The 25034-nt window shown below is 66.0% G+C and carries 28 protein-coding genes; 13 read left to right on the top strand and 15 right to left on the bottom strand.

Features of this window, described 5'->3' with window-relative positions; genetic code table 11:
• Positions 1–3 precede the first annotated feature (3 nt).
• A complete protein-coding gene (locus HDG39_RS10235) occupies positions 4–1215 on the top strand; it encodes an acyl-CoA dehydrogenase family protein (protein WP_184005574.1) in 1212 nt (403 codons plus the stop codon).
• Positions 1216–1272: 57 nt separating this feature from the next.
• A complete protein-coding gene (locus HDG39_RS10230) occupies positions 1273–2376 on the top strand; it encodes an LLM class flavin-dependent oxidoreductase (protein ID WP_184005572.1) in 1104 nt (367 codons plus the stop codon).
• 86 nt (positions 2377–2462) lie between these two features.
• Here HDG39_RS10230 and HDG39_RS10225 read toward each other — a convergent pair whose 3' ends face one another.
• The 3 genes from HDG39_RS10225 to HDG39_RS10215 all read right to left on the bottom strand — a co-directional run bounded on the left by HDG39_RS10225 (position 2463) and on the right by HDG39_RS10215 (position 5418).
• Positions 2463–3500 (bottom strand): ABC transporter substrate-binding protein, encoded by a 1038-nt coding sequence (locus HDG39_RS10225; RefSeq protein ID WP_184005570.1) that lies wholly within the window; start codon positions 3498–3500, stop codon positions 2463–2465.
• 65 nt (positions 3501–3565) lie between these two features.
• Positions 3566–4357, bottom strand: a complete 792-nt coding sequence (locus HDG39_RS10220; RefSeq protein WP_184005568.1) for an ABC transporter ATP-binding protein — start codon at positions 4355–4357, stop codon at positions 3566–3568.
• Positions 4351–5418: an ABC transporter permease gene (locus HDG39_RS10215; protein ID WP_184005899.1), complete on the bottom strand. Its 1068-nt coding sequence runs from the start codon at positions 5416–5418 to the stop codon at positions 4351–4353. Before HDG39_RS10215 ends, HDG39_RS10220 begins: the two co-directional genes overlap by 7 nt.
• A 356-nt stretch (positions 5419–5774) precedes the next feature.
• Between HDG39_RS10215 and HDG39_RS10210 the strand changes: the two genes are divergently transcribed.
• Entirely contained in the window at positions 5775–6278 is a 504-nt protein-coding gene (locus tag HDG39_RS10210) for a flavin reductase family protein (RefSeq protein WP_184005566.1), read from the top strand.
• Positions 6279–6298: 20 nt separating this feature from the next.
• Here the strand turns inward: HDG39_RS10210 and HDG39_RS10205 are convergent, their stop codons facing one another.
• The gene (locus HDG39_RS10205) at positions 6299–6748 is read right to left on the bottom strand and encodes a hypothetical protein (RefSeq protein ID WP_184005564.1); all 450 of its coding nucleotides are present in this window, start codon (positions 6746–6748) and stop codon (positions 6299–6301) included.
• Between the two features lie 129 nt (positions 6749–6877).
• On the opposite strand from HDG39_RS10205, the gene HDG39_RS10200 reads away from it, so the two are divergent.
• Positions 6878–7387 (top strand): PRC-barrel domain-containing protein, encoded by a 510-nt coding sequence (locus HDG39_RS10200; RefSeq protein ID WP_184005562.1) that lies wholly within the window; start codon positions 6878–6880, stop codon positions 7385–7387.
• Positions 7388–7466: 79 nt separating this feature from the next.
• Here the strand turns inward: HDG39_RS10200 and HDG39_RS10195 are convergent, their stop codons facing one another.
• Positions 7467–7706, bottom strand: a complete 240-nt coding sequence (locus HDG39_RS10195) for a hypothetical protein (protein WP_184005560.1) — start codon at positions 7704–7706, stop codon at positions 7467–7469.
• Between the two features lie 349 nt (positions 7707–8055).
• Between HDG39_RS10195 and phaZ the strand changes: the two genes are divergently transcribed.
• Complete coding sequence (gene phaZ, locus HDG39_RS10190) at positions 8056–9354, top strand: polyhydroxyalkanoate depolymerase (protein WP_184005557.1); 1299 nt, start codon at positions 8056–8058, stop codon at positions 9352–9354.
• 68 nt (positions 9355–9422) lie between these two features.
• Here phaZ and HDG39_RS10185 read toward each other — a convergent pair whose 3' ends face one another.
• The 3 genes from HDG39_RS10185 to HDG39_RS10175 all read right to left on the bottom strand — a co-directional run bounded on the left by HDG39_RS10185 (position 9423) and on the right by HDG39_RS10175 (position 11033).
• A complete protein-coding gene (locus HDG39_RS10185; RefSeq protein WP_184005555.1) occupies positions 9423–9737 on the bottom strand; it encodes a hypothetical protein in 315 nt (104 codons plus the stop codon).
• A gap of 137 nt (positions 9738–9874) precedes the next feature.
• Entirely contained in the window at positions 9875–10621 is a 747-nt protein-coding gene (gene phbB, locus HDG39_RS10180) for an acetoacetyl-CoA reductase (RefSeq protein ID WP_184005553.1), read from the bottom strand.
• Positions 10622–10685: 64 nt separating this feature from the next.
• Positions 10686–11033 carry a polyketide synthase gene (locus HDG39_RS10175; RefSeq protein WP_221305681.1) on the bottom strand — a complete coding sequence of 116 codons (348 nt, stop codon included), beginning with the start codon at positions 11031–11033 and terminating at the stop codon, positions 10686–10688.
• A 203-nt stretch (positions 11034–11236) separates the two neighbouring features.
• On the opposite strand from HDG39_RS10175, the gene HDG39_RS10170 reads away from it, so the two are divergent.
• Complete coding sequence (locus HDG39_RS10170) at positions 11237–12076, top strand: universal stress protein (RefSeq protein ID WP_184005552.1); 840 nt, start codon at positions 11237–11239, stop codon at positions 12074–12076.
• A gap of 24 nt (positions 12077–12100) precedes the next feature.
• Complete coding sequence (locus tag HDG39_RS10165) at positions 12101–12604, top strand: universal stress protein (protein ID WP_184005550.1); 504 nt, start codon at positions 12101–12103, stop codon at positions 12602–12604.
• Between the two features lie 68 nt (positions 12605–12672).
• Here the strand turns inward: HDG39_RS10165 and HDG39_RS10160 are convergent, their stop codons facing one another.
• The gene (locus HDG39_RS10160; protein ID WP_018422555.1) at positions 12673–13134 is read right to left on the bottom strand and encodes a universal stress protein; all 462 of its coding nucleotides are present in this window, start codon (positions 13132–13134) and stop codon (positions 12673–12675) included.
• Between the two features lie 284 nt (positions 13135–13418).
• Here HDG39_RS10160 and HDG39_RS10155 point away from each other — a divergent pair, with 284 nt between their 5' ends.
• The 3 genes from HDG39_RS10155 (at position 13419) to HDG39_RS10145 (ending at position 15848) form a co-directional block, all read left to right on the top strand.
• A complete protein-coding gene (locus HDG39_RS10155) occupies positions 13419–13826 on the top strand; it encodes a response regulator (protein WP_018422564.1) in 408 nt (135 codons plus the stop codon).
• 16 nt (positions 13827–13842) lie between these two features.
• Positions 13843–14625, top strand: coding sequence for a fumarate/nitrate reduction transcriptional regulator Fnr (fnr, locus tag HDG39_RS10150; protein ID WP_184005548.1), 783 nt, complete (start codon positions 13843–13845; stop codon positions 14623–14625).
• 122 nt (positions 14626–14747) lie between these two features.
• Entirely contained in the window at positions 14748–15848 is a 1101-nt protein-coding gene (locus HDG39_RS10145) for a PAS domain-containing sensor histidine kinase (protein WP_184005545.1), read from the top strand.
• Between the two features lie 33 nt (positions 15849–15881).
• On the opposite strand, the gene HDG39_RS10140 is transcribed toward HDG39_RS10145, so the two are convergent.
• The 3 genes from HDG39_RS10140 to HDG39_RS10130 all read right to left on the bottom strand — a co-directional run bounded on the left by HDG39_RS10140 (position 15882) and on the right by HDG39_RS10130 (position 18552).
• Positions 15882–16352 (bottom strand): universal stress protein, encoded by a 471-nt coding sequence (locus tag HDG39_RS10140; RefSeq protein ID WP_184005543.1) that lies wholly within the window; start codon positions 16350–16352, stop codon positions 15882–15884.
• A 50-nt stretch (positions 16353–16402) separates the two neighbouring features.
• The gene (locus HDG39_RS10135; RefSeq protein ID WP_184005541.1) at positions 16403–17404 is read right to left on the bottom strand and encodes a universal stress protein; all 1002 of its coding nucleotides are present in this window, start codon (positions 17402–17404) and stop codon (positions 16403–16405) included.
• 158 nt (positions 17405–17562) lie between these two features.
• Positions 17563–18552, bottom strand: a complete 990-nt coding sequence (locus HDG39_RS10130; RefSeq protein ID WP_184005893.1) for a zinc-dependent alcohol dehydrogenase family protein — start codon at positions 18550–18552, stop codon at positions 17563–17565.
• 225 nt (positions 18553–18777) lie between these two features.
• On the opposite strand from HDG39_RS10130, the gene HDG39_RS10125 reads away from it, so the two are divergent.
• The 3 genes from HDG39_RS10125 to HDG39_RS10115 all read left to right on the top strand — a co-directional run bounded on the left by HDG39_RS10125 (position 18778) and on the right by HDG39_RS10115 (position 20230).
• Entirely contained in the window at positions 18778–19083 is a 306-nt protein-coding gene (locus HDG39_RS10125; protein WP_184005895.1) for a c-type cytochrome, read from the top strand.
• A gap of 88 nt (positions 19084–19171) precedes the next feature.
• Complete coding sequence (locus tag HDG39_RS10120) at positions 19172–19543, top strand: DUF3564 domain-containing protein (protein ID WP_184005539.1); 372 nt, start codon at positions 19172–19174, stop codon at positions 19541–19543.
• 156 nt (positions 19544–19699) lie between these two features.
• A complete protein-coding gene (locus HDG39_RS10115) occupies positions 19700–20230 on the top strand; it encodes a cytochrome b (protein WP_018422572.1) in 531 nt (176 codons plus the stop codon).
• A 79-nt stretch (positions 20231–20309) separates the two neighbouring features.
• On the opposite strand, the gene HDG39_RS10110 is transcribed toward HDG39_RS10115, so the two are convergent.
• From HDG39_RS10110 to HDG39_RS10100, 3 genes are all read right to left on the bottom strand, one after another.
• A complete protein-coding gene (locus tag HDG39_RS10110) occupies positions 20310–21728 on the bottom strand; it encodes an FAD-binding oxidoreductase (RefSeq protein WP_184005537.1) in 1419 nt (472 codons plus the stop codon).
• A 139-nt stretch (positions 21729–21867) separates the two neighbouring features.
• On the bottom strand, positions 21868–23415 hold the full coding sequence (locus HDG39_RS10105; RefSeq protein WP_184005535.1) for a UxaA family hydrolase: 1548 nt from the start codon (positions 23413–23415) through the stop codon (positions 21868–21870).
• Positions 23416–23463: 48 nt separating this feature from the next.
• Positions 23464–24753, bottom strand: coding sequence for an MFS transporter (locus HDG39_RS10100; RefSeq protein ID WP_184005533.1), 1290 nt, complete (start codon positions 24751–24753; stop codon positions 23464–23466).
• Between the last annotated feature and the right edge of the window lie 281 nt (positions 24754–25034).

Genomic DNA, 25034 nt, shown 5'->3' with positions numbered 1-25034 from the left:
GCGATGACGAGCCGTCCCCCTGATAGCGCGCTTGCCGAAGCCGAGCGCGACGCCGCCGCGCTCGATGCGCTCACCGATCTCGACAGTCCGCAGGCCGGCGCGTGGCTCGACGCGCTGACCCGCGAGTTCGCGGCTGGTGCGGCCGCGCTCGACGCAGGCCCGCTGTTCCCGCACGACAACCTCGCGCGCCTGCGTCGCGCGGGGCTGCTGTCGCTGACCGTGCCGCGCGCGCTCGGCGGACGCGAGGCCACGCTCGCGCAAACGCTGCGCGTGGTCGGCGCGGTCGCGCGCGGGGAGCCGTCGACGGCGCTGATCCTCGTCATGCAATGCCTGTATCACCTGCGTCTACAGGCCAATCCGAACTGGCCTGCCGCGCTGAAGGAGCGCATCGCGCGCGATGCCGTCGAGCGTGGCGCGCTGATCAACTCGCTGCGCGTCGAGCCCGAGCTCGGTTCGCCGTCGCGCGGCGGCCTGCCCGCGACGATCGGACGGCGTGAAGACAATCACTGGCTGCTGAACGGCCGCAAGCTTTATTCGACCGGCAGCCCGGGCCTCACATGGTTTGCGGTTTGGGGCCGCACGGACGAGGCGTCGCCGCGCGTCGGTACATGGCTCGTGCATCGCGACACGCCGGGTATCCGCTTCGGCGAGCCCTGGAATCATCTGGGCATGCGCGCGACCGGCAGCCACGAGGTGATCTTCGACAACGTGCGCGTGCCGCTCGACCACGCGGTCGATTTACAACCGCCGCAGCAGGCTGCCGGCATGGACCCGCTAACCGGCGTCTGGATGAACGTGCTGCTGCCGTCGATCTACGACGGCGTCGCGCGGGCCGCGCGCAACTGGTTCGTGCAATGGGCCGCGCAGCGCGCGCCCTCCGGGCTCAACGCGCCGCTGTCGAGCCTCGAGCGGTTTCAGCAGACGGCGGGCCGCATCGACGCGCTGTTGTTCAACAACCGCGCGCTGCTCGAAGCGGGCGCGGCCGGTCTCGTCGATGCGGCGCAAGCGCCGGCGATCAAGTATCTGGTCAGCCAGCACGCGATCGAAGCCGTGCAGCTCGCGCTCGAAGCGAGCGGCAATCCGGGGCTGAGCCGCAACAACCCGCTGGAGCGCCACTATCGCGACGTGTTGTGTGCGCGCATTCATACGCCGCAGAACGATACGGTGCTCGGCAATCTCGGGCGCTCCGCCTTTGCGGGTGTTGCCTCTTCTTAGACTCGGCCGTGCGCGAAGCGCGCGTCGTCCTGTCCATTTCATTAGGAGAATCCACGGATGAGCATCGAATTCATCGGCTACGTGAGCCATCAGGAATCTAGCGAAATCCACTTGCCGAAAGGTCCGGCCGTCAATCCGGCCTATATCGCCGCGCTCGCGCAGGCACACGAATATGGCGGCTTCGATCGCGTGCTGATCGCGCATTCGAGCGCATCGCCCGATGGCTTCCAGATCGCGTCGTTCGTCGCGCAACAGACGAAACGCCTCGGCATCCTGCTCGCGCATCGGCCTGGCTTCGTTGCACCGACGCTGGCCGCGCGGCAGTTCGCGACGCTCGATCACTTCAGCGCGGGGCGGGCGGCAGTGCACATCATCTCGGGCGGCGACGACGTCGAGCAGCAGCGCGACGGTGACTACCTGTCGCACGACGAACGCTACCGTCGCACCAATGAATACCTCGACGTCGTCAAACGTTCATGGACGAGCGACGCGCCGTTCGATCACGCGGGCGCGTTCTACCGCGTGAGCGGCCACAAGTCGCAGATCCGGCCGCTGCAACTGCCTCATTTGCCCGTGTACTTCGGCGGTTCGTCCGACGCGGCGATCGACGTGGCGGGCAAGCATGCGGATGTCTACGCTCTGTGGGGCGAATCGCTCGCGGCCGTCGAGGAGACCATCGCGAAGGTGCGTCAAGCAGCTGCACGTCATGGACGCGACGAGCACATTCGCTTCAGCCTGTCGCTGCGCCCCATCATCGCCCCGACCGAAGACGCCGCGTGGAGGCGTGCCGAATCCATACTCGCGCGCGCAAAAGACGTGGTCGCCGCGTCGCCGAATTTCACGCGGCGGCCGAAGGAGCCGAAGAATGTCGGCTCGCAGCGGCTCCTGGCCGAGGCAAACAAGGGCAATGTCGTCGATCAACGTCTTTGGACCGGCATCACGGCACTCACGCGCGCGGCGGGCAATTCGACGTCGCTCGTCGGCACGCCTCAACAGGTGTCCGACGCGCTGCTCGAATACCACAAGCTCGGTGTGTCGACGTTCCTGATCCGCGGCTTCGACCCACTCGAAGACGCGCTCGCTTATGGCCGCGATCTGCTCCCGCTCGTACGCGGTGCTGTCGCGCAACGACAAGGCGCAGCCGAAGCGATTCCGGCGTAAGTGCTACCCGATTCGTGATACGGCGACGAAAGAGCGCGGCGCGTGCGAAGCTCACGCGCCGCGCGATCATTTGAACCAAAACTCTGTCAAGCCAGCACGTCGGAAAACACCCGTGTTGCGAAGCGTTCCGAACTCGTTCCGGCATTGAGCACGCCGACCGATTTCAGATCGTCCGCGTAAAGCGCGATTTCCTTCCTGAACGCATCGCCAACCGGATGGTGACGGTCGGTGTGGCTCTTCAGCATCTCGGTCAGTTGCGCGACGTTCGCACCCGGCGCATTTGGCGCGAAGATCGCCGCCGCCTCGGCCGGATGGTTCGCGGTCCATTCGGTCGCTTCGAGCAGCGCCTGCGTGAGCGCCTGCGCGGTCGCGCGGTCCTTGCGGATCAGCGACCCGCGCACGCCCAGCACGCAGCACACGCGGTTCGCGTACTCGCCGCACAGGTTGTTCGATACCTCCTGCAGATGATCGGTCTCGCGCAGCGTCCAGATGGTTGGATCGCCGTCGGCGATCGCCTGCACCTCACCCTTCTTGAGCGCCTCGCCGAGCAGCGGCGCCGGATACTGGCGCCAGCGCACGTCGTTGTCGGGATCGATGCCGAGCTTTTTCAGCGTGATCGCGAAGAAATTCCTGGCCGGGCTCGCCATATCGCTGACGCCGACCGTCCGCCCCTTGAGCCCCTGCAGATCGACGATGCCCGACGCACGCGTGGCGAGCAGCCGCATGCAGCCGCCGTGGATGCCCGCCGTCAGCTTCACGTCGAAGCCCTGTTCGAGCGGCTTGATCCAGCGCAGCGCCATGCCGACGCCGGCGTCGGACTTGCCCGTCGCGATCGCTTCGAGCAACTGGTCGGTCGAGCCCGCGAAGTTGACGAGTTCCACTTGCAGCCCATGCTTGCGGAACATGCCCTGCTGCGCGGCGACCGGCACCAGCGCCGTGCAGATCGCGCCCGCATTCCACGACAGTTTGAGCGGCTTCAACGCTTCGTCGGCCGATGCCCGTACGCCCGGCAGTCCGAATGCTGCACCGCCTAACGCGGCCGCGCCCGCGGCCCGTGCCGCACGGCCGAGCCATGCGCGGCGCGCGAGGTTCGTCGGCGCGCGGTCGTCGTCGAAATGATTCATTGCTGTGCTTTCCCAGAGGTGTGGTGTGGTGATGAATGAGCGGCTCGGAGATACCGGCGCGCGTGTCAGGTGTCGAGACCCAGTTGCGCCAGCACCTGGCGGCGCAGCGCGACGAGCGCGGGATCGTCGCGATGCCGCGGATACGGCGCGTCGTTGCGCACCTGCGCGACGATGCGCGCGGGTCGCTCGCTGAGCACGATCACGCGATTCGCGACATACAGCGCTTCCTCGACATCGTGCGTGACGAGCAGCACCGAAAACCCCTGCGCCTGCCACAGCTGCACGAGTTCGCCCTGCATGCGCATGCGCGTCAGCGAATCGAGCTTGCCGAACGGTTCGTCGAGCACCAGCAATTGCGGATCGTTGACGAGCGCGCGAGCCAGCGCCGCGCGCTGCGCCATCCCGCCCGACAGCTGATGGGGAAACGCGTTCGCGAATGCGGACAGGCCGACCAGCTCGAGCGCGGCATCGATACGCCCAGCGGCATCGCGCTTCGTGCGACGCGCCTCGGGGCCGAGCCCGACGTTCTCGCGTACGGTCCGCCACGGGAACAGCGTCGGGTCCTGGAACACGACCACGCGCGAGGGGTCCGGTCCGCTGACGCGCTCGCCGTCGGCGTGGATCGCACCCTGCGCCGGCGCTTCGAGGCCGGCCACGAGACGCAGCAACGTCGATTTGCCGCAGCCGCTCGGTCCTAGCAGCGCAACGAATTCGCCGGGCTCGATCGACAGACTGACGTCGTCGAGAACTGGCAACGCGGCGCCACGCAGCGCGAAGCGATGACTGACGTTGCGCACGTCGATGCGTGCGCCTTGCCGCGTATTGGCGGCGAAGCGCGCTTCGGTAACGGCTACCATTTCAGCATTCCTTTCTGCCAGACCAGCAGACGGTCGCGCACGCGAAACAGCAACGTGATGAGCCCGGAGCACATCAGCGCCATCACGAGCAGCGCGGCATACATGTTCGGATAGGCCGCCCACCCCTGCGCCCATTGCAGGTACCAGCCGAGCCCCGCCTTGACGCCCATCATCTCGGCGACGATCAACACGGCGAACGACGCGCCGAGCCCCATGAACAGGCCCACGAACACGGACGGCAACGCGGCGGGAATCGCGACGCGCAGAATCAGGAACGACGGCCGCGCGCCGAGCGTGCGGGCCACGTCGTAGTAAGCGGAATTGACGCTGGCAACGCCCGACCATGTCAGCACGGCAACCGGAAACGCCGTGGCGAGCGCGATCAGGAACACGCTCGCGCTGAAGCTCGACGGAAAGAAGAAAAACGCGAGTGGCAGCCACGCGGTGGCGGGCAGCGGCCCGATCAGCCGCAGCACCGGATGCACCCAGTAACCGACCGCCTTCGACCAGCCGATCGCGACACCGATCACGAAGCCAGTCAACGCACCGGCGACATAGCCATAAGCAAGCAGCACGACCGAATGCGCGACGCTCGCGGCAAGCCGCGGCAGATCGTCGGCGTAGACGGCGAGCAGCGCTTGCGGCGGCGCGAAGAACGGCCGCGGCAGCCATTCGAGCTGTGCGGTGGCGATTTCCCATCCGGTGATGCCGAGCGACAGCGCGAGCAGCCACGGCGTCGCATCGAGCCATGCGTCGAGACGCGTGCTTGCCGCGGCAGCCGGACGGAGTTTCGACGCGGCGCCAACGCGCCACCCGGCCGCGCCGATTGCCAGCGACGCCGCCGCGAGTACCAGCTTCAGAATCAGCAGTTCGCGCGTGTACGGCCAATCGTCGAGCGCGGGCCACCATTGCGTGAGCGCCGCGCCAGCCAGCCAGCCAAGCGCGGCCAGCACCGCGACACGCTTGCCTCGTTCGCGCGCGGCGGCTGCGGCGGTGTCGGGAAAGCCGGCGTGTTCGACAGCGTGAGATCGAGTCGACCGCGCGTCGCGCTCCGTCAAGATCAGATCATGCGTTGGCAAGATGAGTCTCCGAAATCGCGCGCACGTCGATGCGGCCTGGCAGGATAGCGTCGCGCTGCGCGCGGGCATCGCTCGTGCTGGCGAATGCGGATACCGCGGCGATTGGCGTCGCGGCCGGCGCACGCACAAGCGTGCGCCGCCGTATCGAAATAGGCGTTGAAGCAGATGCGGTCATAGGTCCTCGCTGTCGATGTGCAACACAGCGTAGCGACGAACAACCGCGCTGAGAATCATTCTATTTCGATATGTTTATATCGATTCAATATCTATGTTTTGCATCTTCCGGAGCAGCCGCACAGGCATGCAACAGGCGACGAAATTTTATCCAGGAGGCCCCTATGAGCAATTCGATCGCGCAGCTTTTCCGGCATTTGACTGCGGGTGTGTATGTGATCGGCGTAGCGGACGGCGAGCGCCGCAATGCGTTCACCGCAAGCTCGGTGATGCAGGTTTCGTTTGCACCATTGCTGATCGCGCTCGCGATCAGTCCCGAGCATGAGTCGTACGAACTCCTGCGCAGCGGCGCGGTGTTCGCGATCAGCGTGTTGCGCGCGGATCAACAGAAGCTCGCCGAGCACTTCGGCACGCAGTCGGGCCGAGCCGTCGACAAGCTCGCGGCGGCTCGCTGGCGTACCGGCGTGACCGGCGCGCCGCTGTTGCTCGATGCGCTCGCGCATTTCGACTGCCGGGTGACCGGCGACATCGAGGCGGGAGATCATCGGCTGATAGTTGGGCGTGTCGTCGATGGCGCGCTAGCCGGCGCGGACGGCGAGCCGCTGATCTACGCGCAGACCGGCAATCTCGACATGAGCGAGGATCTTTATCCGGAGACGTTTTCGTAGTTCGGTGGCGTGCTGGCTGCTCAATGCCAGTGCCCGCCATGTCCTCCGCGCCAGTGGCCGTAATAGCCGCCATGGCCATGGCCACCGCCCCAGTAGCCTCCGATCACCACTGACGGTCCCCACCATCCGTAGTAGCCCGCCCATGGATAGCCATAGGGATAGCCGTAATAGCCCGGATAACCGTAATACCCGGGATAGCCGTAATAAGCAGGCGCAGGTACCGCGACGTACGTGCAATTCTGTCCCGACAACGGCAAGTCGTTTGGCGCCGCATTCGCGGCCGCCGTATCGCTCGCCGGCGCAGGCGCGTTGCCGGACGATGCTTGCGCGGGGCCAGTGGCAGTGGCGCTGGTGCAGGCGTAATAGCCACCGGCTCCCGGATAGTACGAGTAAGGACCGTAATAGACGCAGCCAGACAGCGCACATACGCCCGCCACGCCAGCGCATAGACCAACGATTCCACAACGCATGATCGCTCCCCCTATCCGGGCGCAGCGCAGCCGTCTCGACACGGCGTGTTTTTATTCTAGTCTTCGAATCCGGTATCGGGTACGGGTCTTGCGAACGGCAGATATTCCGTGAAAATCAGGAGTTCCGACATGAACCCGCTCGATCCCCTCGACCCGAACGCCTCCGCGACTCCCGCACAGCCCCGCGCCGGCGCACGTATCGCCGGCGGCGGCGGCGGCAGCGACGGTCCCGGGCCCGAGGTCATGGCCGCCGCGACGCTCGACGGCAACAAGGTGATCTCTGCCGATGGCCAGGACCTCGGCAAAATCTCCGACATCATGCTCGACGTGCGCAGCGGCCGCATCGCGTATGCGGTGCTGACGGAGGGCGCTTTTCTCGGCATCGGCGGAACCTTGCACGCGATCCCGTGGCGTTCGCTGACGCTCGACACGGACCGCAAGTGCTTCCAGCTCGACGCCACGGCCGAGCAGGTGAAAAGCTCGCCGGGCTTCGACAAGGACCATTGGCCGGCGATGGCCGATCGCGCATGGGGGACGTCGGTCCATCAGTTCTATCATCGCGAACCGTACTGGGAAGCGACGCGCAGTGTCGTCGAAAGCGATCCCGCGACACGTGTCGATCCGACGAGCGGAATCTGAAGACACTCATCGCGACGCTCGAGCACCGCTACCTCGCACGCGTTGCTGTCGCGGCTAGCACGCGAGGCGCGGTGCGCTTTTACACCCCGATGGTCCGCGTCGTCTTCAGCGCGATCCACGTCATGCCTTCGCGCAAGCCTTCGAGTACCGCTTCTCTTTCCACGGCGAACGCCTGCGACTGATGAAAGGTGCGTTCGAAGTCACCCTCGGGCGACACATGTTTGACATGGATCGTCGACTGAAACCCGCCTTCCTTCGCCTCCTGCGTCTCGACGCTCACGGACCAGGTTCCTTCCTGCGCGTTTGCTGATATGGTCATTGGATGCTCCTCGGGGTTGTCGCGAGCGACTGCCATCGTCAGCGTAATGAGCCGCAACGCCTCTCTCGTTGATCCACGTCAACCGTCAACACGAACGGTGAGTCACGCTCGACGTCGTTCGCTTGCCTCGATACTTTCAGCTCCGTTTCAGACGCACGCCATCGCGTGAAAACCCTGCCGGGAAAACGCGCAATGCCTCTTGCACGCGGCGTGCTTGGCGCGCCGCGTGCACCGATTTCGCGCCCCTCGCCCCGACGTTTCGCGGTAAGCTTTGCGACGGTATCCGCGTCACGAGTTCGTGCCGGTGCGGCAACGCTGCCCTCATGATCGACGAACGCCGGAGTTCATCATGTGGTACGCCTTCATCGATGCACAGCAACGCCTCGCCCGCGCGATGGTCGGGGGAGTTCTATCCGAATCGGAGTCGGAGCCGCGCCCGCAAGCGGGTTGGCTCGGCCCGGAACAGGCGGCCGACGCGTTCAGCTACTGGCTGCTGAGATCCGCCTGCGCTTTCGAACGAACGCCGACATTCGCGATCCACTCCGTTGCGGGCAACGGTAGCCGCGTTACCGTCGACGAAAGCGTCGTCGCCTCCTTGCCGCTCGGCGCGCTGCTCAGGTTCAAGCGCAACCCCTCTACACCCCCTACCGACGCAAAACTGCCGGTGCTGTTGTGTGCGCCCCTCGCCGGACATCACTCAGTCATGCTGCGCGAGACCGTCGAAACGCTGCTCGAAGAACGCGATGTGTTCGTAACCGATTGGGCCGACGCGCGCGACGTGCCGCGCGAAGCGGGCCCGCTATCGCTCGACGACTACGTGCAGGCGCTCGAAAGCTTCGTCGGCGCCGTCCGCGCGTTCGGTTCGCCGGTTCATGTGATCGCGATCTGTCAGGCGAGCGTGCCTGCGCTCGGCGCCGCGGCGCTGCTCGCCATCGACGAGGCGGCGCCGATCGCGAGCCTTTCGCTACTCGGCGGCCCGATCGATACCCGTTTGAACCCGACCGTCACCGACCGCTTCGCCAGTTCCCATTCGCTCCAGTGGTTTCGCGACAATGCGATCGATATCGTTCCCCCGCCCTATTGCGGCGCGGGGCGTCTCGTGTATCCGGGCTTCATCCAGCAGACCGCGATTTTTGCCGCGCATCCGGAGCGGCAGTTGCGACTCGAAGCGGACTACTGGTCCCGATGGCTCGCCGGCGACATGCCCGGTGCGCGGCAGGCGCTGCGCTCGGCAAACGAATATGCCGCGGTGCTCGACATGGCGGAGTGCTACTTCCTCGACATGCTTCGTGTGGTGTTTCACGAACATCTGTTGCCGCGCGATCTGTGGTCGGTCGCCGGGCGCCGGGTACGAATCGCCGCGCTGCGCGATACCCCGCTGTGCACGATCGAGGGTGACAGCGACGAGATCACGGGCGCGGGGCAAACGCATTGCGCGCATGCGCTGTGCGATGCATCGCCGAGGCCACCCGCGCGGCAGCTCACCATCGAGCAGTGCAATCACTACGACCTGTTCATCGGGTCGCGTTGGCGCGATGCGGTTCATCCGGGGCTCTGCGAATTCTGGCGCGATGTCGAGCACGCCGCGTTGAAGGTTTGCCGGCCGCGCCGCGCGGCCAGGGGTTCGGCGAACCGCAGATCGGCGTGAGGTGGCCGGGTAAACGTCAGCAGTCCGCATCTGGCGATCGTCGAGCGTCACGTCACGATGCAAGTTCGTCAGTTCCCACGCTCGGTGCCGATCGCTGTTTCGAGGGTCATCTCCGCCATATCGAACGCGCGACGGATCGCCGCTTTGGCGTCGTCGTCAGCGCAGTGCGCGACGGGCTTGAGCTCGTGCGCGGGCGTGACCAGATCCAGCCTCACGTCATACCGCGGATGCGCCGATCCCGGACGCAACGCCTCGATGGCGAGATGGCAGTGCGACACGAGCGCGCCAAACCGCGCGAGACGGACCAGTTGCGCACCTGCTTCCGCTTCGAGCGGAGCCGCACCCGCAAAGCCAAGGTAGACGATCTGCATGTCGATGCCCATCTTCGCCTCCCCTTGCGAGTGTCGATCGAACCTGTTTCGCGCAGACTCAGGGTCCAGGCGCTTGCTATGGGGCTTATCTTGTTCTTGCCAGAAAGGCGGTCATTGACGTGGATCAAGCGCGGTGAAGGCGAGCACCCTCACTGCATATGCATACCCCCGTTAATCGCAATGTCCGCACCGGTGATAAAAGCCGCCTCCTCTGAGCATAGAAACGCGATCAACGCCGCCACCTCGTCCGGACGTCCCAGCCGGCCGACCGGAATCTGCGGCAGGATCTTCGTGTCGAGGACCTCGCGCGGCACCGCTTCGACCATCGCGGTCGCGAGATAACCGGGCGACACCGTGTTCACCGTGACGCCGTGCTTCGCGGTTTCGAGCGCAAGTGCTTTCGTGAAGCCGTGCACGCCCGCTTTGGCCGCTGAATAATTGGTTTGCCCGTAGGCGCCGCGCGAACCGTTGACCGACCCCACGTTGACGATGCGGCCGTGGCGCCGCTCGAGCATGCCGGGCAAGAGCGGCTTGCTCATGTTGAACAGGCCATCGAGATCGGTGCGCAGCACGGCATCCCAGTGCTCCTTGCTCATCTTCGCGAAGCTCGTGTCGTGCGTGATGCCCGCGTTGTTGATCAGCACGTCGACCACGCCCAGTTCGGTCAGCACGCGTTGCGCGCAGCGCGCGCATGAATCGAAGTCGGCGATGTCGGCTTCGTAAGCGTGAAAGTCGCGCCCCGTGTCGCGCTCGTGCTGCAGCCATGTCGACACGTGATCGTTGCGCGTCGAGTGCGTCACCGCGACCGTCATGCCCGCGTCATGAAGCGCCCGGCTGACCGCCGCGCCCAAACCGCCCATCCCGCCTGTGACCAATGCCACGCGATCCGTTCCCATCTGAACTCCTCCTTGCCGTGTCTGCCATTGACGGTGCGCGCGCCGGCTTTGCCGGCTCGCGCGGCTAAACGACGCCCGCGAACGGCAGCGCGTTCTGCGAGCTCCACCACCAAGCGCTCAGGCCGCCCGCGAGCGGCGCGACGCCTGGCGCGACGCCGTACGCCGCCTGCCACCACGCATACCAGGCGGCGCAAGCGCGGTTGGCCTCGTCGAACCGGTCCGCCTCGCGCTGCGCGGCGACAGCGATCGACTTGCTCCAGTCGGCGAGGCACCGCTCGGCGTACTCGTGTGCCGCGCCCTGTGCGGTCTGATACGCCGCCGCGTAGTCGAGCCAGCCTTCGGGCGGTCCGGATGCCGTCGAGGTCCATGGTGAAGCGGGGCGCCCGAGCGGCGCATCGGATTCGGAAATCATGATCGCTGCCCTCCAGAGCACAGCATAGGATTGCCAGGCGCGGTTGCAAACCGTCGAGCGCGCCTGCCACTGTATCGAGCGCGCGGCGGCCCGCGCTTGATCTGCATCAACAGCCGCGGCCGCCGGGCTCATAGACTCCATTTGACGACGGGCTCGAGCCTGCTTGCGCCCGTTTCCCCACGTTCTGTCACGGAGCTTCGGCAATGAGCTACAAAAGCATTCTCGTTCACCTCGATACGAGCGTTCGTGCACATCCGCGCCTCGAAATCGCATTGCAGCTCGCACACCGCTTTCATGCGACGCTGACCGGCCTGTTCTCGACGTACGTGCCACCGCGGCACGCGTTCTTCGTGATGGCCGGCACCGCCGACTACTACGCGGAGCACGAGCGCCTGCGGCACGAGCGTGCCAGCGCGCTCGAGCGGCTGTTTCGTGCGGAACTCGCGCGCGCGAACGTCGACGGTCATTGGATCGCCGCGAACGGCTACGCGAACGACGTGGTGCCGCCCTATGCGCGTCTCGCCGATCTGATCGTGCTCGGGCAGACCGACCCGACCGATCCCGAGGCGTTCGTCGCCGAACAGTTCGTCGAGCACGTCGTGCTGTCGGTCGGGCGGCCGGTGCTGCTGGTGCCGTCGGGCGGCACCTTCGCGGCACCCGGCCGCCACGTGCTGGTCGCGTGGGACGGCAGCCGCGAAGCCACCCGCGCGATCCACGACGCACTGCCGTTCCTCGCGCACGCGGCCAAAGTGACACTGCTGACGGTTCATTCGTCGGCCGATCGTCCGCCGCGCGACACGGTTCCGGGCGACGACATCGCACTCACCGTCGCGCGCCACGGCGTCAAGATCGACGTGCGCGAACTGAGCGTCGCAGACGACACGCCGGTCGGCGACGCGCTGCTGTCGCAGGCGGCCGACCTCGGCTGCGACATGATCGTGATGGGCGCCTACGCGCATTCGCGTCTGCACGAAGTCGTACTGGGCGGCGCGACGCGCACGATGCTCGAGTCGATGACCGTGCCGGTGCTGTTGTCGCACTGAAGTGCGCGCTTAAAGGAGTCCGCCATGTTTCACCGCCTGCTCGTCGCGCTCGATGGCAGCGACACCGCCTCCCGTGCGTTCGACGCCGCGCTGACCCTTGCCGCCGAATCGGGCGCCGAGCTGCAGCCGCTGTACGTGATCGACGTGCCCGTCATCGCCTACGACGCGCCCGGCTTCGACCCTTGCGTGATCCAGGACGCCTTCATCGACGAAGGCAAGCGGATCGCGGCCGATGCCCAGAGCCGGATGACCGCGCGCGGGATCAAAGGCACGGCCCGCAGCGTCGAAGCCGCGATCACCGGCGAAGACGTCGCGCATCGCATCGTCGAGGCGGCGCTCGAATGGCACGCCGACGCGATCGTGATGGGCACGCACGGCCGCCGTGGTGTTCAACGACTGATGCTCGGCAGCGTCGCCGAGCGCGTGCTGCGCAGCGCCAGCTGCCCGGTGCTGATGGTTCCCGCGCACGCGAACGGCGCGACGCGCGATCAGTCAGTCCCGGCCTGCGCCGAAAACGAACTCACCTGAGCCGCGAAAACCGGGCTGCTGCGCGGCCGCTCCCACGCGATCGCGCCACGGCTCCGCGACGCGGCGCTTCAGGGACGCGCGTGCCCGTGTTCGTCATGCCGCACGATCAGCACCGGCTTGTCGGTCGCACGCACGAGCGACTCCGCGACGCTGCCGAGCAGAAAGCGCTGCACGCCGTGGCGGCCGTGCGTGCCCATTACGATCAGATCGGCTTCGATTTCGTCGGCGACGCGCGCGAGCACCGCGGACACGCTTTCGGCGTACGCGTCGATCACCCGCACGCCGCCGGGCACCTGCGCCTCGCGCATCAGCTCGCGCGGCGCATCGAGCGCGCGGCTGGCGAATTCTTGCGCCGCGCCCGCCGGTTCCGGCTCGAAAGCCACATCGGCATTGTCCGACCACTTGCCGTGCCCTACTACGCAGCAGGCTTCGAGCGTGGCGCCTGTCAGCTTCGCGAGCTTCAGCGCCTCGGCAAAGGCGCGCTGCGCGCTGGGACTGTCGTCGAGCGCAACCAGAATTCGTGCATACATGTTGGACTCCCTGTGAAAGCGCTGGCATGAACCGAAGCGGTGCCGTCGCGCGGCTTGACGCAGGTCAATGGGTCTTTATCGGCTTGTTCCGTGATTACTTAATCAACTGCATGCCTGCGACCTTCGAAGCCGTCACGTCGAAAGTGGCCGTGTACTCGCACTCGGCTACATACCCCATCGCCAGCCATGCACTAGGAATATTCCTACAACATTACCCGAACTCCTAGCGCCGCTTAAATCCCCGCCGATATATTTCTGAGATGAGGTCGCCAATACTGGTCGGTATGGACACCGCCCCGCCAGCCACCTTATCGAGAGTCTTCCTCGTCGACGATGCGACCGAGGTCCGGCGCCGGCTTGCTCGCCTGATCGCGCTGATTCCCGGCATCGAAATCGCCGGCGAGTCCGCCGGCGTCGAGCACGCGTTCGACGACATCGTCGCGAGTCGCGCCGATGTCGCGGTGCTGGACCCGTGCTTCTCGGGCAAGACCAATCTGCTGCTGCTCGCGGCGCTGTCGCGGGTGCGGCCGTCCATCGTCAGCATCGTGTTGACCAATCATTGCGCGACGGCGTTTCGCCGAGCGTGCGAAGCGGCGGGCGCCGACTTCTTCTTCGACAAGACCTCGGAGTTCGAACTCGCCTGCCGTGCCATCGAAGCGATTGCGTATGCGCGTCGTGCGCATCCGGTCTGACCGCCAGGAGCCGATCATGCAAGTTGCCGCAGTCTGTGAACCCCGCCACGACGCGCCCCGCACTTCGCACGTCGTACCGATCCACGTCGTGCCACGCACCGCGGCGGCACGCCACGCCGCGCCGCGCTGCTCGACCTGCGCGATGCGCGCGATCTGCATGCCGCCCGAGCTGACATCCGACGAACTGAGCCGACTCGACACGTTGATCTGCTCGACGCGCTCGATCAAACGCGGTGATGCGCTGTATCGCGCGGGCGATGCGTTTCAAAGCATCTACGCGATCCGCGCCGGGTCGTTCAAGACCGTGGTCATGCATCGCGACGGCCGCGAGCACGTGACTGGCTTCCAGATTGCCGGCGACTCGCTCGGCCTCGACGGCATCGGCGCGGGCAAGCAGAATTGCGATGCGATCGCGCTCGAAGACAGCGTCGCGTGCATCATTCCGTTCGCGCAGCTCGAGGCGATCTGTCGCGAGATGAAGCCGATGCAGCATCACATCTATCAGATGATGAGCAGCGAGATCGTGCGCGAATCGAGCCAGATGATGCTGCTCGGCACGATGACCGCCGAACAGCGCGTCGCGACGTTTCTGCTGAATCTGTCGAAGCGCTTCAAGGCGCGCGGCTTTTCCGCGGCGGAGTTTCATTTGCGCATGACCCGCGAGGAAATCGGCTGCTTTCTGGGCATGAAGCTCGAAACGGTGAGCCGGATGTTCTCGAAGTTCCAGCGCGAGCGCCTCGTCAAAGCGAACGGCAAAACGATCCGCATCGAAGACGCGGAAGGACTGGCTCGGGTTTGAACGCCGACGCGACGCTCGCCTCACGTTCGTTCGCGGGACATGCCGGGTGGAACAAGCGCTCCCGAACTGATATAACTCGGTGCATCGCGGTGCGCGGCCTTGCGTGACCGCCCGGAGGAGCGATGGGTCTGTCGAGCGGCGAGTCTTCCTGCTTCACCGGTGCGGCGTCCGTGTCGGACGTGCCCGTCGAGGATCGCTATTTCATGTTGATCGAAGCGGTTCAGGACTATGCGATCTTCATGCTCGACGTGTCCGGCCGCGTGACCAGCTGGAATTCCGGCGCACAGCGCATCAAGGGCTACACGCCCGAAGAAATCATCGGCCAGCATTTCTCGAAGTTCTATACCCCGGAAGACATCGCGGCCGGCAAGCCCGCTCGCGAACTGGAAACCGCCGCAGCCGTAGGCCGCGCCGAGGACGAGGCCTGGCGCGTACGTCGCGACGGCTCGCGTTTCTGGGCCAACGTGGTCGTTTCCGCAGTGCACGACGCGTCGGGCGCGCTGCTCGGCTTCGCCAAGATCACGCGCGACCTGACCGAACGTATGCGCCTCGCGGAACTCGAACGCGCGAATCAGGTATCCACGCACGTGCAGATCGCCCGCGAAAACGAGCAGAAACGTATTGCGCGCGAACTGCACGACGATCTCGGCCAACGACTGACCGCGCTGAAAATGAGCGTCGCGCTGCTCGAAGCGAAGCTGAAAAGCCAGGCCGACACCGAGCCGCTGGCCGCGCAGACGCATGAACTGCAAAAGCAGATCGACTGGATGGCCGCTTCGCTGCGGCGTATCGCCGCCGATCTGCGGCCCCCGCTGCTCGACGACCTCGGGCTCGCCGCCGCGCTCGACTGGCTGGCCGAAGACTTCACGAAACGCTACAACGTGCGCTCGAGCGTGCATCTCGAACCGGCCGAGCCGGTGTGCGGCGAATTCGCGGCGACGGCGCTGTTTCGCATCGTTCAGGAGGCGTTGACGAACGTCGCGCGGCACGCCAAGGCCGGGCGCGTTCGCATCGACATGACCTGCGCGGGCTCCATCGTGTCGCTCGATATCGAGGATGACGGCGTGGGTGTCGCGCTGGATCGGTCGTGGGGAACAGATTCATTCGGTCTGCTCGGCATTCGCGAACGCGTACGGCAGTTGCGCGGCAACGTGTCGTTCGCCAGCTCGCCGGGCCATGGCTTCAGGATCTCGATCCAGATACCGGCCGACGCGCTCGCGTAATGTTCACGCGCTGCCGCGCCCCGCTGTCGCGGGTTACTCTGCAGGCGCATCCTCGGTGCTTTGCTCGCGCATGAGCAGCACCGGACAGGTCGAGAAACGCAGCACCCGCTCCGCCACGCTGCCGATCACGAGGCGCCGCACGCCGCGTCGCCCATGCGTGCCCAGCACAAGCAGATCGGCGTGGATCTGCTCGCCGTGGCGCAGCACGATCGCGGCGACGTCGTCGGACAGGCTCTCCGACTCGATCATTTCAGGGCGGCAAGGCACATCGGCGGCGGCGCAGGCCTGTTCGGCCTCCTCCAGCACCGATTGGCCGTCCTGGCGCAACGCCTCGACGAGCGTGAGCGGGTCGTAATAGCCGGCATAGGAAAAGAGCGGCGTCTTGTCGACCACATAAACCGGATGCACGACGCCCTTCGTCAACGCGGCGAGATTCACCGCTTCTTTCAGCGCGCGTTTCGAGAAAGTACTGCCGTCTAGCGCGACGAGGATATGTTGGTACATGCCGATTCTCCACTGAGGTTGGATTTGTCAACGCGCGTGGCGCGCTCCTGCTACAGATAAAAGGGCCCGCCCGGACTGCCCAGATATGGCTCCCGCCACTCGCCGTGCGGCACGTCGTCCGCCCGCAACGACGACGCGCCGCGCGGACACACGAGCACGGGACACGCCGCGTCGCGCAGCGTGCGCGACGTCACGTGCCCCGGCAACGGATGCGGCGCGCCGCGCATGCCGTGCGAACCCATCACGATCAGGTCCGCGTGCCAGCGTTGCGCTTCGTCGAGAATCGCGCTCGACGCATCGCCGGAATCGTCGTCGAACTCGAGCAACGCGGTTTCGGCCGCGCGCCGGCTTTGTTCGAGCATCGCCGCGCCGCGCCGCAAGACATCGATTCGATGCTGCGACACGACTTCGAACGGTAACCATTCGCACCACGCGAACCGGTCGTCGGCCGCGTAGACGACCTTGATGCGCGCGTCGGGCCGCGCTACCGCGAGCGCGGTGCGCAGCGCGTCGAGCGCGGTGTCGCTGCCATCGATCGCGACCAGCACGCGGCTCACCGCCGACGCATCGCTCGTGTCGGTTGACCTCGCCGGCATGTACAGCACCGGACGCGCGATCGACGCGACCAGTTCCTCGGGATCGATACGGCTGTCCCAGCGATGTTCACGCGGATGCGCGGCCACCGCGACCAGATCCGCGTCCCATTGCGTCGCCGTGTGGGCGAGCGCTTCGGCCGCGCCCTGATGCAGCGCGGTGAGATCCACGATCTCGGCGTCGGTCGCCGCGACGACGCCGTGCAACGCGATCACCGTGTCGCGCAGCGCGGCCTGCGCGCCGTGCAGCATCGCGCGATGCGCCTCGCACCAGTCCGGATAGCTAAGCATCAGCGTCGGATAAAGCGCGGCCGGATTGCAAACGATATCGACGAGACGAAAGCGCGCATCCGCCGCGACGAACTGCCGGGCGACGCGCGTGCCGAGCGGCAGTCCGCTGCCGCCCGCGGACGCGATCATCACGCGGTGGAAGGTGTTGCGCTCGGCAGCAGTATTCATCGGCTCTCCTCGGATCGTCGCACCGCGAGGCGGCGCGCCGACCGCGTCGCTTCACACCTCGGCCCGTGACGGGGACGCCAACGGTTCGCGCTTACATGATGAACGCCGACGCGGCGCGCGGCTTGATCTGTATCAAGCGTCAACGGCTCGCTAGCGGATCACGGGCGGACCGCGAGCACCGCCGCACCGGTCAGGTTGCCGTTGCGCAGATCGTCGAGCGCGCGGTTCGCGTCGCGCAACGCGTAAGTCGTCGTCTCGATCGCGAGCTGCATCTCGGCGGCGCTGCGCATGAACTGAAGCCCATCGTCGCGGGTCAGATTCGCGACCGACACCACGCGCCGCTCGCCCCACAGAAACGCGTAAGGGAACGACGGAATGTCGCTCATATGAATGCCGCCGCACACCACCACGCCGCCTTTCGCGACCGCCTGCAACGCCAGCGGCACCAGTGCGCCGACCGGCGCGAACAGCAGCGCGGCGTCGAGTTCGCCGGGCGCTGCCTCGTCGCTGCCGCCGGCCCATGCTGCGCCGAGGCGCAGTGCGAGTTGCTGGGCCGCGTGGTCGCCGGGACGCGTGAACGCATAGACGGTGCGCTGCTGGTGACGCGCCACCTGCGCGACGAGATGCGCGGCCGCGCCGAAACCGTAGATGCCGATCCGTTCGGCGTCGCCCGCCATGCTCAACGTGCGATAGCCGATCAGACCCGCGCACAGCAGCGGCGCGGCCTCGATATCGCTGTAGTGCGGCGGCAGATGAAAGCAGTAGCGGCTATCGGCGACCGTGCGCTCGGCGTAGCCGCCGTCGATCGTGTAGCCGGTGAAGCCGGCGTCGTCGCAGAGATTTTCGCGGGCGGACAGACAGTAGCGGCAGTGGCCGCAGGTGCGCCCGACCCACGGCACGCCGACCCGCTCGCCCACCGTGAAACCGCTGACGCCCGCGCCCAATTCGGCCACCACGCCGACGATTTCGTGGCCGGGAATCACCGGCCGCTTTGGATGCTCGAGCTCGCGGTCGACCAGATGCAGGTCCGTGCGGCACACGCCGCACGCATGAACGTCGATCAGGATCTCGCCAGCACCGGGCCGCGGATCAGGCACTTCCCGCTCGGTCAGCGTCGCCGAGCTGCCGTCGAACACCATCGCTCGCATCGGGTTCTCCTTCAGAAGCTTCGGCGGCGACGAGCTGCCGTCATGGCAGACAGCGAGGCGTGCGCCGTTTTCATCAGCATAGGCGCGCCATTGTGTCGCGCGATCGGGGCCTGCCGTAGACCGTTTGATCGAGGTCAATGAGGGCCGTTCCGCCGCCCGTACACTGATCTTATTCCTGATACGGGAGTACGTGCCGTGAATGCGCGAATCCGAAATGGTCTGCTCGTGTGCGCGGCGTCCGCGCTGACGGCCGGCGTCGCCCATGGCGAGCCCGAGCCGAGCGCGCTCGTCGATCAGCAGCACTGCATGTTTTGCCATACGCGCGATGCGCCGTTTCTCGCGCCGTCGTTTCAGCAGATCGCCGAGCGCTATCGCAACGTGCCAGACGCGCAGACGATGCTGGAGCACAAGCTGCGACTCGGCGGCAAGGCGCACTGGGGCGATACGCCGATGCCGCCGCCGGCCGAGCGCGGCGGGCCCTTATCGGCGCAGGACGCGCACACGCTCGTGCAATGGGTACTTAGCCAATAAGCACTCGATGCGCACGCAGCGGGCCTGGCGCCGACGCGCGATGGCACTGGCAATGCGAATCAGTCATATATGTTGCGGGAGACTTGTCATGCGTTTGACCGTTCACCTCGACACGTTCGATCGTGTCAACCCGATGGCCTTCGCCATTCTCTGGCTCGACAAGGACACGCGGCAATGGTCGCGCGAAGGTCATTTCGGGCTGGAGTTGCCCGAATGGGGCGCGTTGCATATGGATTGCGGCAATACGCTGGTGTGCGCGCCGCATAGCACGGTGCCGGTCTGCGTGCTCGAGGGGTTCGATCTAAACCAGCTCGACGGACCGTTCGAAGGCGAGGTCGGCCGCGTGCAGTGGTGCGCCGAACGCGACCGCATGACGAGCGGCCACTGGCGGGTGCAATGTGTCGACGCCGAACAGACGGAACCGGAAAACGGCGTATTCGCAAGCGGCGAAGACGCCTGAATCGGTGAATCACAATCGAGGAGGCACCAAGTCGCCGCGCAGCAGATCCTGACAACAGCGTCGACAGGCGGCCTCGACGATCGCTCCTTAACCTGACCTTAAGGCCGGCAGTGTACGATCCTGTGTCAATAAAAACCTCTACTCACAGGCTCGTCTATGCATCTCTCAACTGAACCCCGCTATGACATCGTTGCACGTTTGCTCCATTGGCTCGTCGTCGGGCTGGTTGCCGCTCAGTTCGTGATCGGCTGGACGATGCCGGACGTGCACCGCGATACCGTGCCGAACGGCGAAATCGCGTGGCACCTTGGCGTGGGCACCGCACTGCTCGCAGCGATGGCGTGCCGCGTGCTGTGGCGTGCGACTCACCGGCCGCCGCCGGACAACCTGCCGCCGTTGTTTCGCATCGCCTCGAAAGTCGCACACCTGGCGCTGTACGTGCTGCTCGTGCTGGTGCCGCTGCTCGGCTGGATCAACGCTTCGTCACGCGCATGGACGGTTCGCCTCGCCGGATGGGTTCCGTTGCCTCCGCTGTCGGCGGCGGGCTCGTCATTCGGGCATGCAATGGGTGATGTTCACGGCGTTCTCGCGTGGGTGTTGTTCGGCGTCATCTGCCTGCACGTCGCAGCAGCGATGTTTCATCAGTTCGTCGCCGGCGACCGCGTTCTGCAGCGCATGAAATTCTAGCGCGGCCGCCGCTCCCCCTCGCCGCGTCGGATCAAAACATCAGGCAACAGCGCGACCCGGCCGAGGCCGGCGCGCCACCCTACATGGCAATCACCTTGCCGGGGTTCAGGATATTGTGCGGATCGAGCGCGAGCTTGATCGCCTTCATCGCGGCGAGTTCGGCCGGCGAGCGTGACAGGCCGAGCACGCTCAGCTTCTCCTCGCCGATCCCATGCTCGGCCGATACGGAGCCGCCCATTTCCCCCGTCAGTTCATAGACGACGCGCTTGACGTCGTCGATGGCCTCGTCGGTCCAGCCAGGTTCTTGCACCACCACGTGCAGATTGCCGTCGCCGAGATGCCCATAGACGAGGATCGTCGCTTGCGGCCAGCGCGCGCGCAACCGCTCGTCGCAACGCTGCGCCGCGTCGCCCGCCTGCGCGACCGCGAAGCTGATGTCGAACGAGATGCGTCCTGGGATCAGGCGCGGATATTCGGCTGGCGCGTCGCGAATCGCCCAGAACGCCGCGGCGTCCGCGTCCGATTGCGCGATTGCGGCGTCGGCGATCACGCCGGCATCGAGCATGTCGGCGAGGAACTCCTCGAAAGCCGCCGACTGCCGTTCCGGGTCCGCGCCGCAAGTCTCGAGCAATACGTAGTAGGCGTGATCGCTCGCGAGCGGCACGCGCAGTTCGGGCAGGCGTTGCCGCACGAAGTCGCAATAGCTGGGCCACATGACCTCGAAAGCGGATACGCCGGCCGGCAGCCGCTCCTGCGCGCGGCCTAGCAGCGTGGTCACCGCCGCGTAGTCCGGCATGCCGCACCATGCGGTCGAGATCGCGCGCGGCTTGGCCCGCAGGCGCAGCACCGCGCGCGTGATGACCGCGAGGGTGCCCTCGCTGCCCGTCAGCAGGTTGCGCAGGTCGTAGCCGGTATTGTTCTTGATCATCTTGCGCTCGCTGCCGATCACGCTGCCGTCGGCGAGCACCGCTTCGACATCGAGCACCTGGTCGCGCATCATCCCGTAGCGGATCACGCGATTGCCGCCCGCATTGGTCGCGATGTTGCCGCCGATCGTGCAACTGCCGCGCGCGCCGAGGTCGAGCGCGAACATGAGACCGGCGTGATCGGCCGCTTCCTGCACGACCTGCAGCGGTGTGCCCGCGAACACGGTCATCGTCGCGCTGACTGGATCGATGTCGATGACGCCGTTCATCCGCTCGACGCTCAGTGCGACCTCCCCGCCAAGCACACAGGCGCCGCCCGCGTGCCCGGTCATGCCGCCTTGCGTGACGACCGGCTGGCGGAATCGATGGCAGATCCTGAGCGCGGTGGCGACCTCTTCGGTCGTGCGCGGGCGGATCAGCGCGATCGGATCGGTCGATGGCGTGCCGCTCCAGTCCGCGAACTGCCGCCCGCCAAACTCGGCCGGCAGGCTCACGATGTCCGCGCCGAGCGCCGCGCGCAGCGCGGCGACGGCTTCGTTACCGCGGGTCGCGGAGATCGGTTCGTGCTGCATCGGATATCTCCAGTTCGTCAGACGGGCAGAGCCGCTGCGCGCGCTTCACGTCGCGGCCTGAATAAAGGCGGCGTTCCAATTGCATCCTCCAATGCATGATCCATTCGGTGATTCGGCTGTGTCGCTGCAATGCACCCGCTCAGGTGACCACGCCGACCTGCCACGGCACGAACTCGCTTTGCCCATAGCCGTGCAGTTCGCTCTTCGTGCGCGTGCCGGACGCGCAGTCGAGCATCATGCGAAAGATCGCTTCGCCGAGTTCGTCGATGCTCGCGCTGCCGTCGATCACACCGCCACAATTGATATCGATGTCGTCCTGCTGGCGCTCCCACAACGCGGTGTTGGTCGACAGCTTCAACGACGGCGACGGCGCGCAGCCGTACGCGGAGCCGCGCCCGGTCGTGAAGCAGATCAGGTTCGCGCCCGAGGCGACCTGTCCCGTCGCCGACACCGGATCGTAGCCGGGCGAATCCATGAACACGAAGCCCTTCGCGGCGATCGGCTGCGCGTATTCGTAGACGTCGACCAGATTCGTCGTGCCGCCCTTCGCGACCGCGCCGAGCGATTTTTCGAGGATCGTCGTCAGGCCGCCCGCCTTGTTGCCCGCCGATGGGTTGTTGTCCATCGCGCCGCCATTGCGCGCGCAATAGTCCTGCCACCATGCAATGCGCGCGAGCAGCTTGTCGCCGACCGCGGCGCTCACCGCACGCCGCGTCAGCAGATGCTCGGCGCCGTAGATTTCCGGCGTCTCGGACAGGATCGCGGTGCCGCCATGCCGCACGAGCCGATCGACCGCGGCGCCGAGCGCGGGATTCGCGGAGATGCCAGAGTAGCCGTCCGAGCCGCCGCACTGCAGACCGACGCATAGATGCGAAGCCGGCACCGGCACGCGCTGCACGCGGTTCGCGTCGGCGAGCATCTCGCGCACCATCGCGATACCGCGTTCGATCGTCTTGCGCGTACCGCCGCTGTCCTGGATCGTGAAGCTGCGCAGCTTCGTCGTGCTGGCGTCGAGACCGCCCGCGGCGAGCACGCCGTCGATCTGATTCGTCTCGCAGCCCAGGCCGACGAATAGCGCCGACGCGAAGTTCGGATGCACCGCGTAACCGGCGAGCGTGCGACGCAGGATCGCAATGCCCTCGCCTTGCATGTCGATGCCGCAGCCGAGCCCGTGCGTCAAGGCGATCACGCCGTCGACGTTCGGATAGTTGGCGAGCGCGTCGGGACGCACGTCGCGCCGGAAATGATCGGCAATAGCGCGCGCGACCGTCGCCGAGCAGTTCACACTGGTCAGAATGCCGATGTAATTGCGCGTCGCGATGCGCCCGCCGTCGCGGCGAATGCCCATGAAATGCGCGGGTTCGTCGACGTAGACGGTCGGCTGCGCATCGACGCCGAACGCGTGCTCGCGCGCGAACTCGGACATGCCGAGATTGTGCGTGTGAACATGCTGGCCGCGCGCGATCGCCTCACGCGCGACGCCGATGATCTGGTTGTAGCGCTTGACCGGCTCGCCTTGCGCGATGTCGCGCGTCGCGATCTTGTGCCCCGGTGGGATCAGTCCGGCGACGACCAGTTGTTCCGCGTTGATGCGCGTGCCCGGCAGCAACTGCCGGGTCGCGATGATGACGTCGTCGCCGGGATGCAGGCGGATGATCGCGGACGCGACGCTAGCTTGAGTCGACATGAAAAGCCTCGAAAACAGGGTTATCCGTATGCGTTGACACAGAATACGTCAGATCGTGGAGCGCGCGCCCTTCGGCAGTTCGCGGCTTGCCGATTCCAGCGACAGCGGCTCGATGCGTCCCACGATGAAAAGATAGCTGAACGCGCCGAGAAAGCAGAAACCGCCCGCGACGACGAGCGGGATCGTGAACGAGCCCTTCGTCATCGCGACCATCACGCCGGTGAACGTCGTGATCACGATCCCCGCCAGATTCGACGCAAAGTTCTGGATGCCGCCGATCGACGCGACATGGCGCGGTGTCGGCGCGACGTCGCAGGGCAGCGACCAGATGCTCGCCGCGGCGAACGCGAGGCTGCCATAGGCGATACCGAAGAACGCGAGCATCAGATACGTGTTCTCCGTGAACGCCGACAGCGTGATCACCGACGACAACAGCATGCCGCCGACCATGCAGGTCTTGCGCGCAGCCGTCAGGCTCCAGCCGCGCCGGAACAGCGTGTCGGACACATAGCCGCCGAGCCAGCCGCCCGGAATCGCGATCAGCGCCGGAATCATGCCGAGCGTGCCGAGCGATTTCAGCGAGAAGCCGCGCGTCTGCACGAGATAGCTCGGAAACCACGTAATGAAAAAGTAGATCACGAAGTTCAGGCAGAAGAAGCCGAGCATCATGCCCCACAGCGTGCGATGGCGAAACAGCGATGCCCAGGTCACGTTGTCCTGGCCGCCTCTCGCTTGAGCCGCCGGCGCAGCGTTGCGCGCGGTCAGCATCGCGTCCCGCACGGGATTCCGATAGATCACGAACCAGCCGACGATCCACACCGCGCCGAGCAAGCCGGTGAGGACAAAAGCGGCCTTCCAGCCGAGCGTGCCGATGATCAGCGCGACCACGGGAATCGACAGCGCGGAGCCGACCCGCGAGCCGCTATCGAAGATGCTGGTCGCGATCGCTCGCTCCTTGGGCTCGAACCATTGGCTGACGAGCTTCGTGCAGGACGGATACGCGCCGGCCTCGCCGACGCCGAGCAACAGGCGGCAGCCGAACATGCCCGCGACGCTGGTCGTGACCGCGGTGGCCGCGGTAAACACCGACCACCAGCCGACCGCGAGCGGCAACGCAATGCGCGCGCCGACACGATCGACGAACCAGCCGAACGGCATCTGCATCAACGCGTAGGTCCAGAAAAACCCACTCAGGATGAAGCCCATCTCGGCGGGGCCGATGCCGAGCGCCTTTTCGATTTGCGGCGCGGCGACCGCGAGATTCGCACGATCGATGTAATTGACCGCGATCGCGAGAAAGCACAGAAAAATCACTACCCAACGCATCTTCTTCTTCATGAAACCGTCTCCTCCTGGGCTGGCATCTACTCTATTTGGATGAACCATGCGGCCTCGTGGCCGCCGGTGTGCTGCCGGGGTTTGCTACAGATCTACTGCGGATTTGCGGCTCGCGCCGTTAGCCGTCGTGCGCGCATTGATCGGGTGTCGGGATGCGGAGCGGCCAGCAGGGCTGCACGGCTGGCGTCTCCGTGGCGTCAATCTGGCCTTACCAATTTGCAAAAATAACGGCGAGTGCGATACTGGTCAAGCCAATTCGCACGAAGTTGGGGAAACCCCGA

Origin of the sequence: Paraburkholderia lebeckiae (assembly GCF_014201005.1) — a bacterium.
Lineage (GTDB): Bacteria > Pseudomonadota > Gammaproteobacteria > Burkholderiales > Burkholderiaceae > Paraburkholderia > Paraburkholderia tuberum.
This window is presented reverse-complemented; position numbering and strand designations above follow the sequence as displayed.

Bases quoted from the DNA above. Each gene is read 5' to 3' on its own strand.
- HDG39_RS10235 (WP_184005574.1), top strand. From the start codon at position 4: ATGACGAGCCGTCCCCCTGATAGCGCGCTTGCCGAAGCCGAGCGCGAC.
- HDG39_RS10105 (WP_184005535.1), bottom strand. From the start codon at position 23,415: ATGTCGACTCAAGCTAGCGTCGCGTCCGCGATCATCCGCCTGCATCCC.
- phaZ (WP_184005557.1), top strand. From the start codon at position 8,056: ATGTGGTACGCCTTCATCGATGCACAGCAACGCCTCGCCCGCGCGATG.
- HDG39_RS10140 (WP_184005543.1), bottom strand. From the start codon at position 16,352: ATGTACCAACATATCCTCGTCGCGCTAGACGGCAGTACTTTCTCGAAA.
- HDG39_RS10225 (WP_184005570.1), bottom strand. From the start codon at position 3,500: ATGAATCATTTCGACGACGACCGCGCGCCGACGAACCTCGCGCGCCGC.
- HDG39_RS10195 (WP_184005560.1), bottom strand. From the start codon at position 7,706: ATGACCATATCAGCAAACGCGCAGGAAGGAACCTGGTCCGTGAGCGTC.
- HDG39_RS10175 (WP_221305681.1), bottom strand. From the start codon at position 11,033: ATGATTTCCGAATCCGATGCGCCGCTCGGGCGCCCCGCTTCACCATGG.
- HDG39_RS10210 (WP_184005566.1), top strand. From the start codon at position 5,775: ATGAGCAATTCGATCGCGCAGCTTTTCCGGCATTTGACTGCGGGTGTG.
- HDG39_RS10220 (WP_184005568.1), bottom strand. From the start codon at position 4,357: ATGGTAGCCGTTACCGAAGCGCGCTTCGCCGCCAATACGCGGCAAGGC.
- HDG39_RS10155 (WP_018422564.1), top strand. From the start codon at position 13,419: ATGGACACCGCCCCGCCAGCCACCTTATCGAGAGTCTTCCTCGTCGAC.
- HDG39_RS10120 (WP_184005539.1), top strand. From the start codon at position 19,172: ATGCGTTTGACCGTTCACCTCGACACGTTCGATCGTGTCAACCCGATG.
- HDG39_RS10230 (WP_184005572.1), top strand. From the start codon at position 1,273: ATGAGCATCGAATTCATCGGCTACGTGAGCCATCAGGAATCTAGCGAA.
- HDG39_RS10135 (WP_184005541.1), bottom strand. From the start codon at position 17,404: ATGAATACTGCTGCCGAGCGCAACACCTTCCACCGCGTGATGATCGCG.
- HDG39_RS10165 (WP_184005550.1), top strand. From the start codon at position 12,101: ATGTTTCACCGCCTGCTCGTCGCGCTCGATGGCAGCGACACCGCCTCC.
- HDG39_RS10130 (WP_184005893.1), bottom strand. From the start codon at position 18,552: ATGCGAGCGATGGTGTTCGACGGCAGCTCGGCGACGCTGACCGAGCGG.
- HDG39_RS10110 (WP_184005537.1), bottom strand. From the start codon at position 21,728: ATGCAGCACGAACCGATCTCCGCGACCCGCGGTAACGAAGCCGTCGCC.
- HDG39_RS10100 (WP_184005533.1), bottom strand. From the start codon at position 24,753: ATGAAGAAGAAGATGCGTTGGGTAGTGATTTTTCTGTGCTTTCTCGCG.
- phbB (WP_184005553.1), bottom strand. From the start codon at position 10,621: ATGGGAACGGATCGCGTGGCATTGGTCACAGGCGGGATGGGCGGTTTG.
- HDG39_RS10205 (WP_184005564.1), bottom strand. From the start codon at position 6,748: ATGCGTTGTGGAATCGTTGGTCTATGCGCTGGCGTGGCGGGCGTATGT.
- HDG39_RS10170 (WP_184005552.1), top strand. From the start codon at position 11,237: ATGAGCTACAAAAGCATTCTCGTTCACCTCGATACGAGCGTTCGTGCA.
- HDG39_RS10185 (WP_184005555.1), bottom strand. From the start codon at position 9,737: ATGGGCATCGACATGCAGATCGTCTACCTTGGCTTTGCGGGTGCGGCT.
- fnr (WP_184005548.1), top strand. From the start codon at position 13,843: ATGCAAGTTGCCGCAGTCTGTGAACCCCGCCACGACGCGCCCCGCACT.
- HDG39_RS10200 (WP_184005562.1), top strand. From the start codon at position 6,878: ATGAACCCGCTCGATCCCCTCGACCCGAACGCCTCCGCGACTCCCGCA.
- HDG39_RS10145 (WP_184005545.1), top strand. From the start codon at position 14,748: ATGGGTCTGTCGAGCGGCGAGTCTTCCTGCTTCACCGGTGCGGCGTCC.
- HDG39_RS10115 (WP_018422572.1), top strand. From the start codon at position 19,700: ATGCATCTCTCAACTGAACCCCGCTATGACATCGTTGCACGTTTGCTC.
- HDG39_RS10160 (WP_018422555.1), bottom strand. From the start codon at position 13,134: ATGTATGCACGAATTCTGGTTGCGCTCGACGACAGTCCCAGCGCGCAG.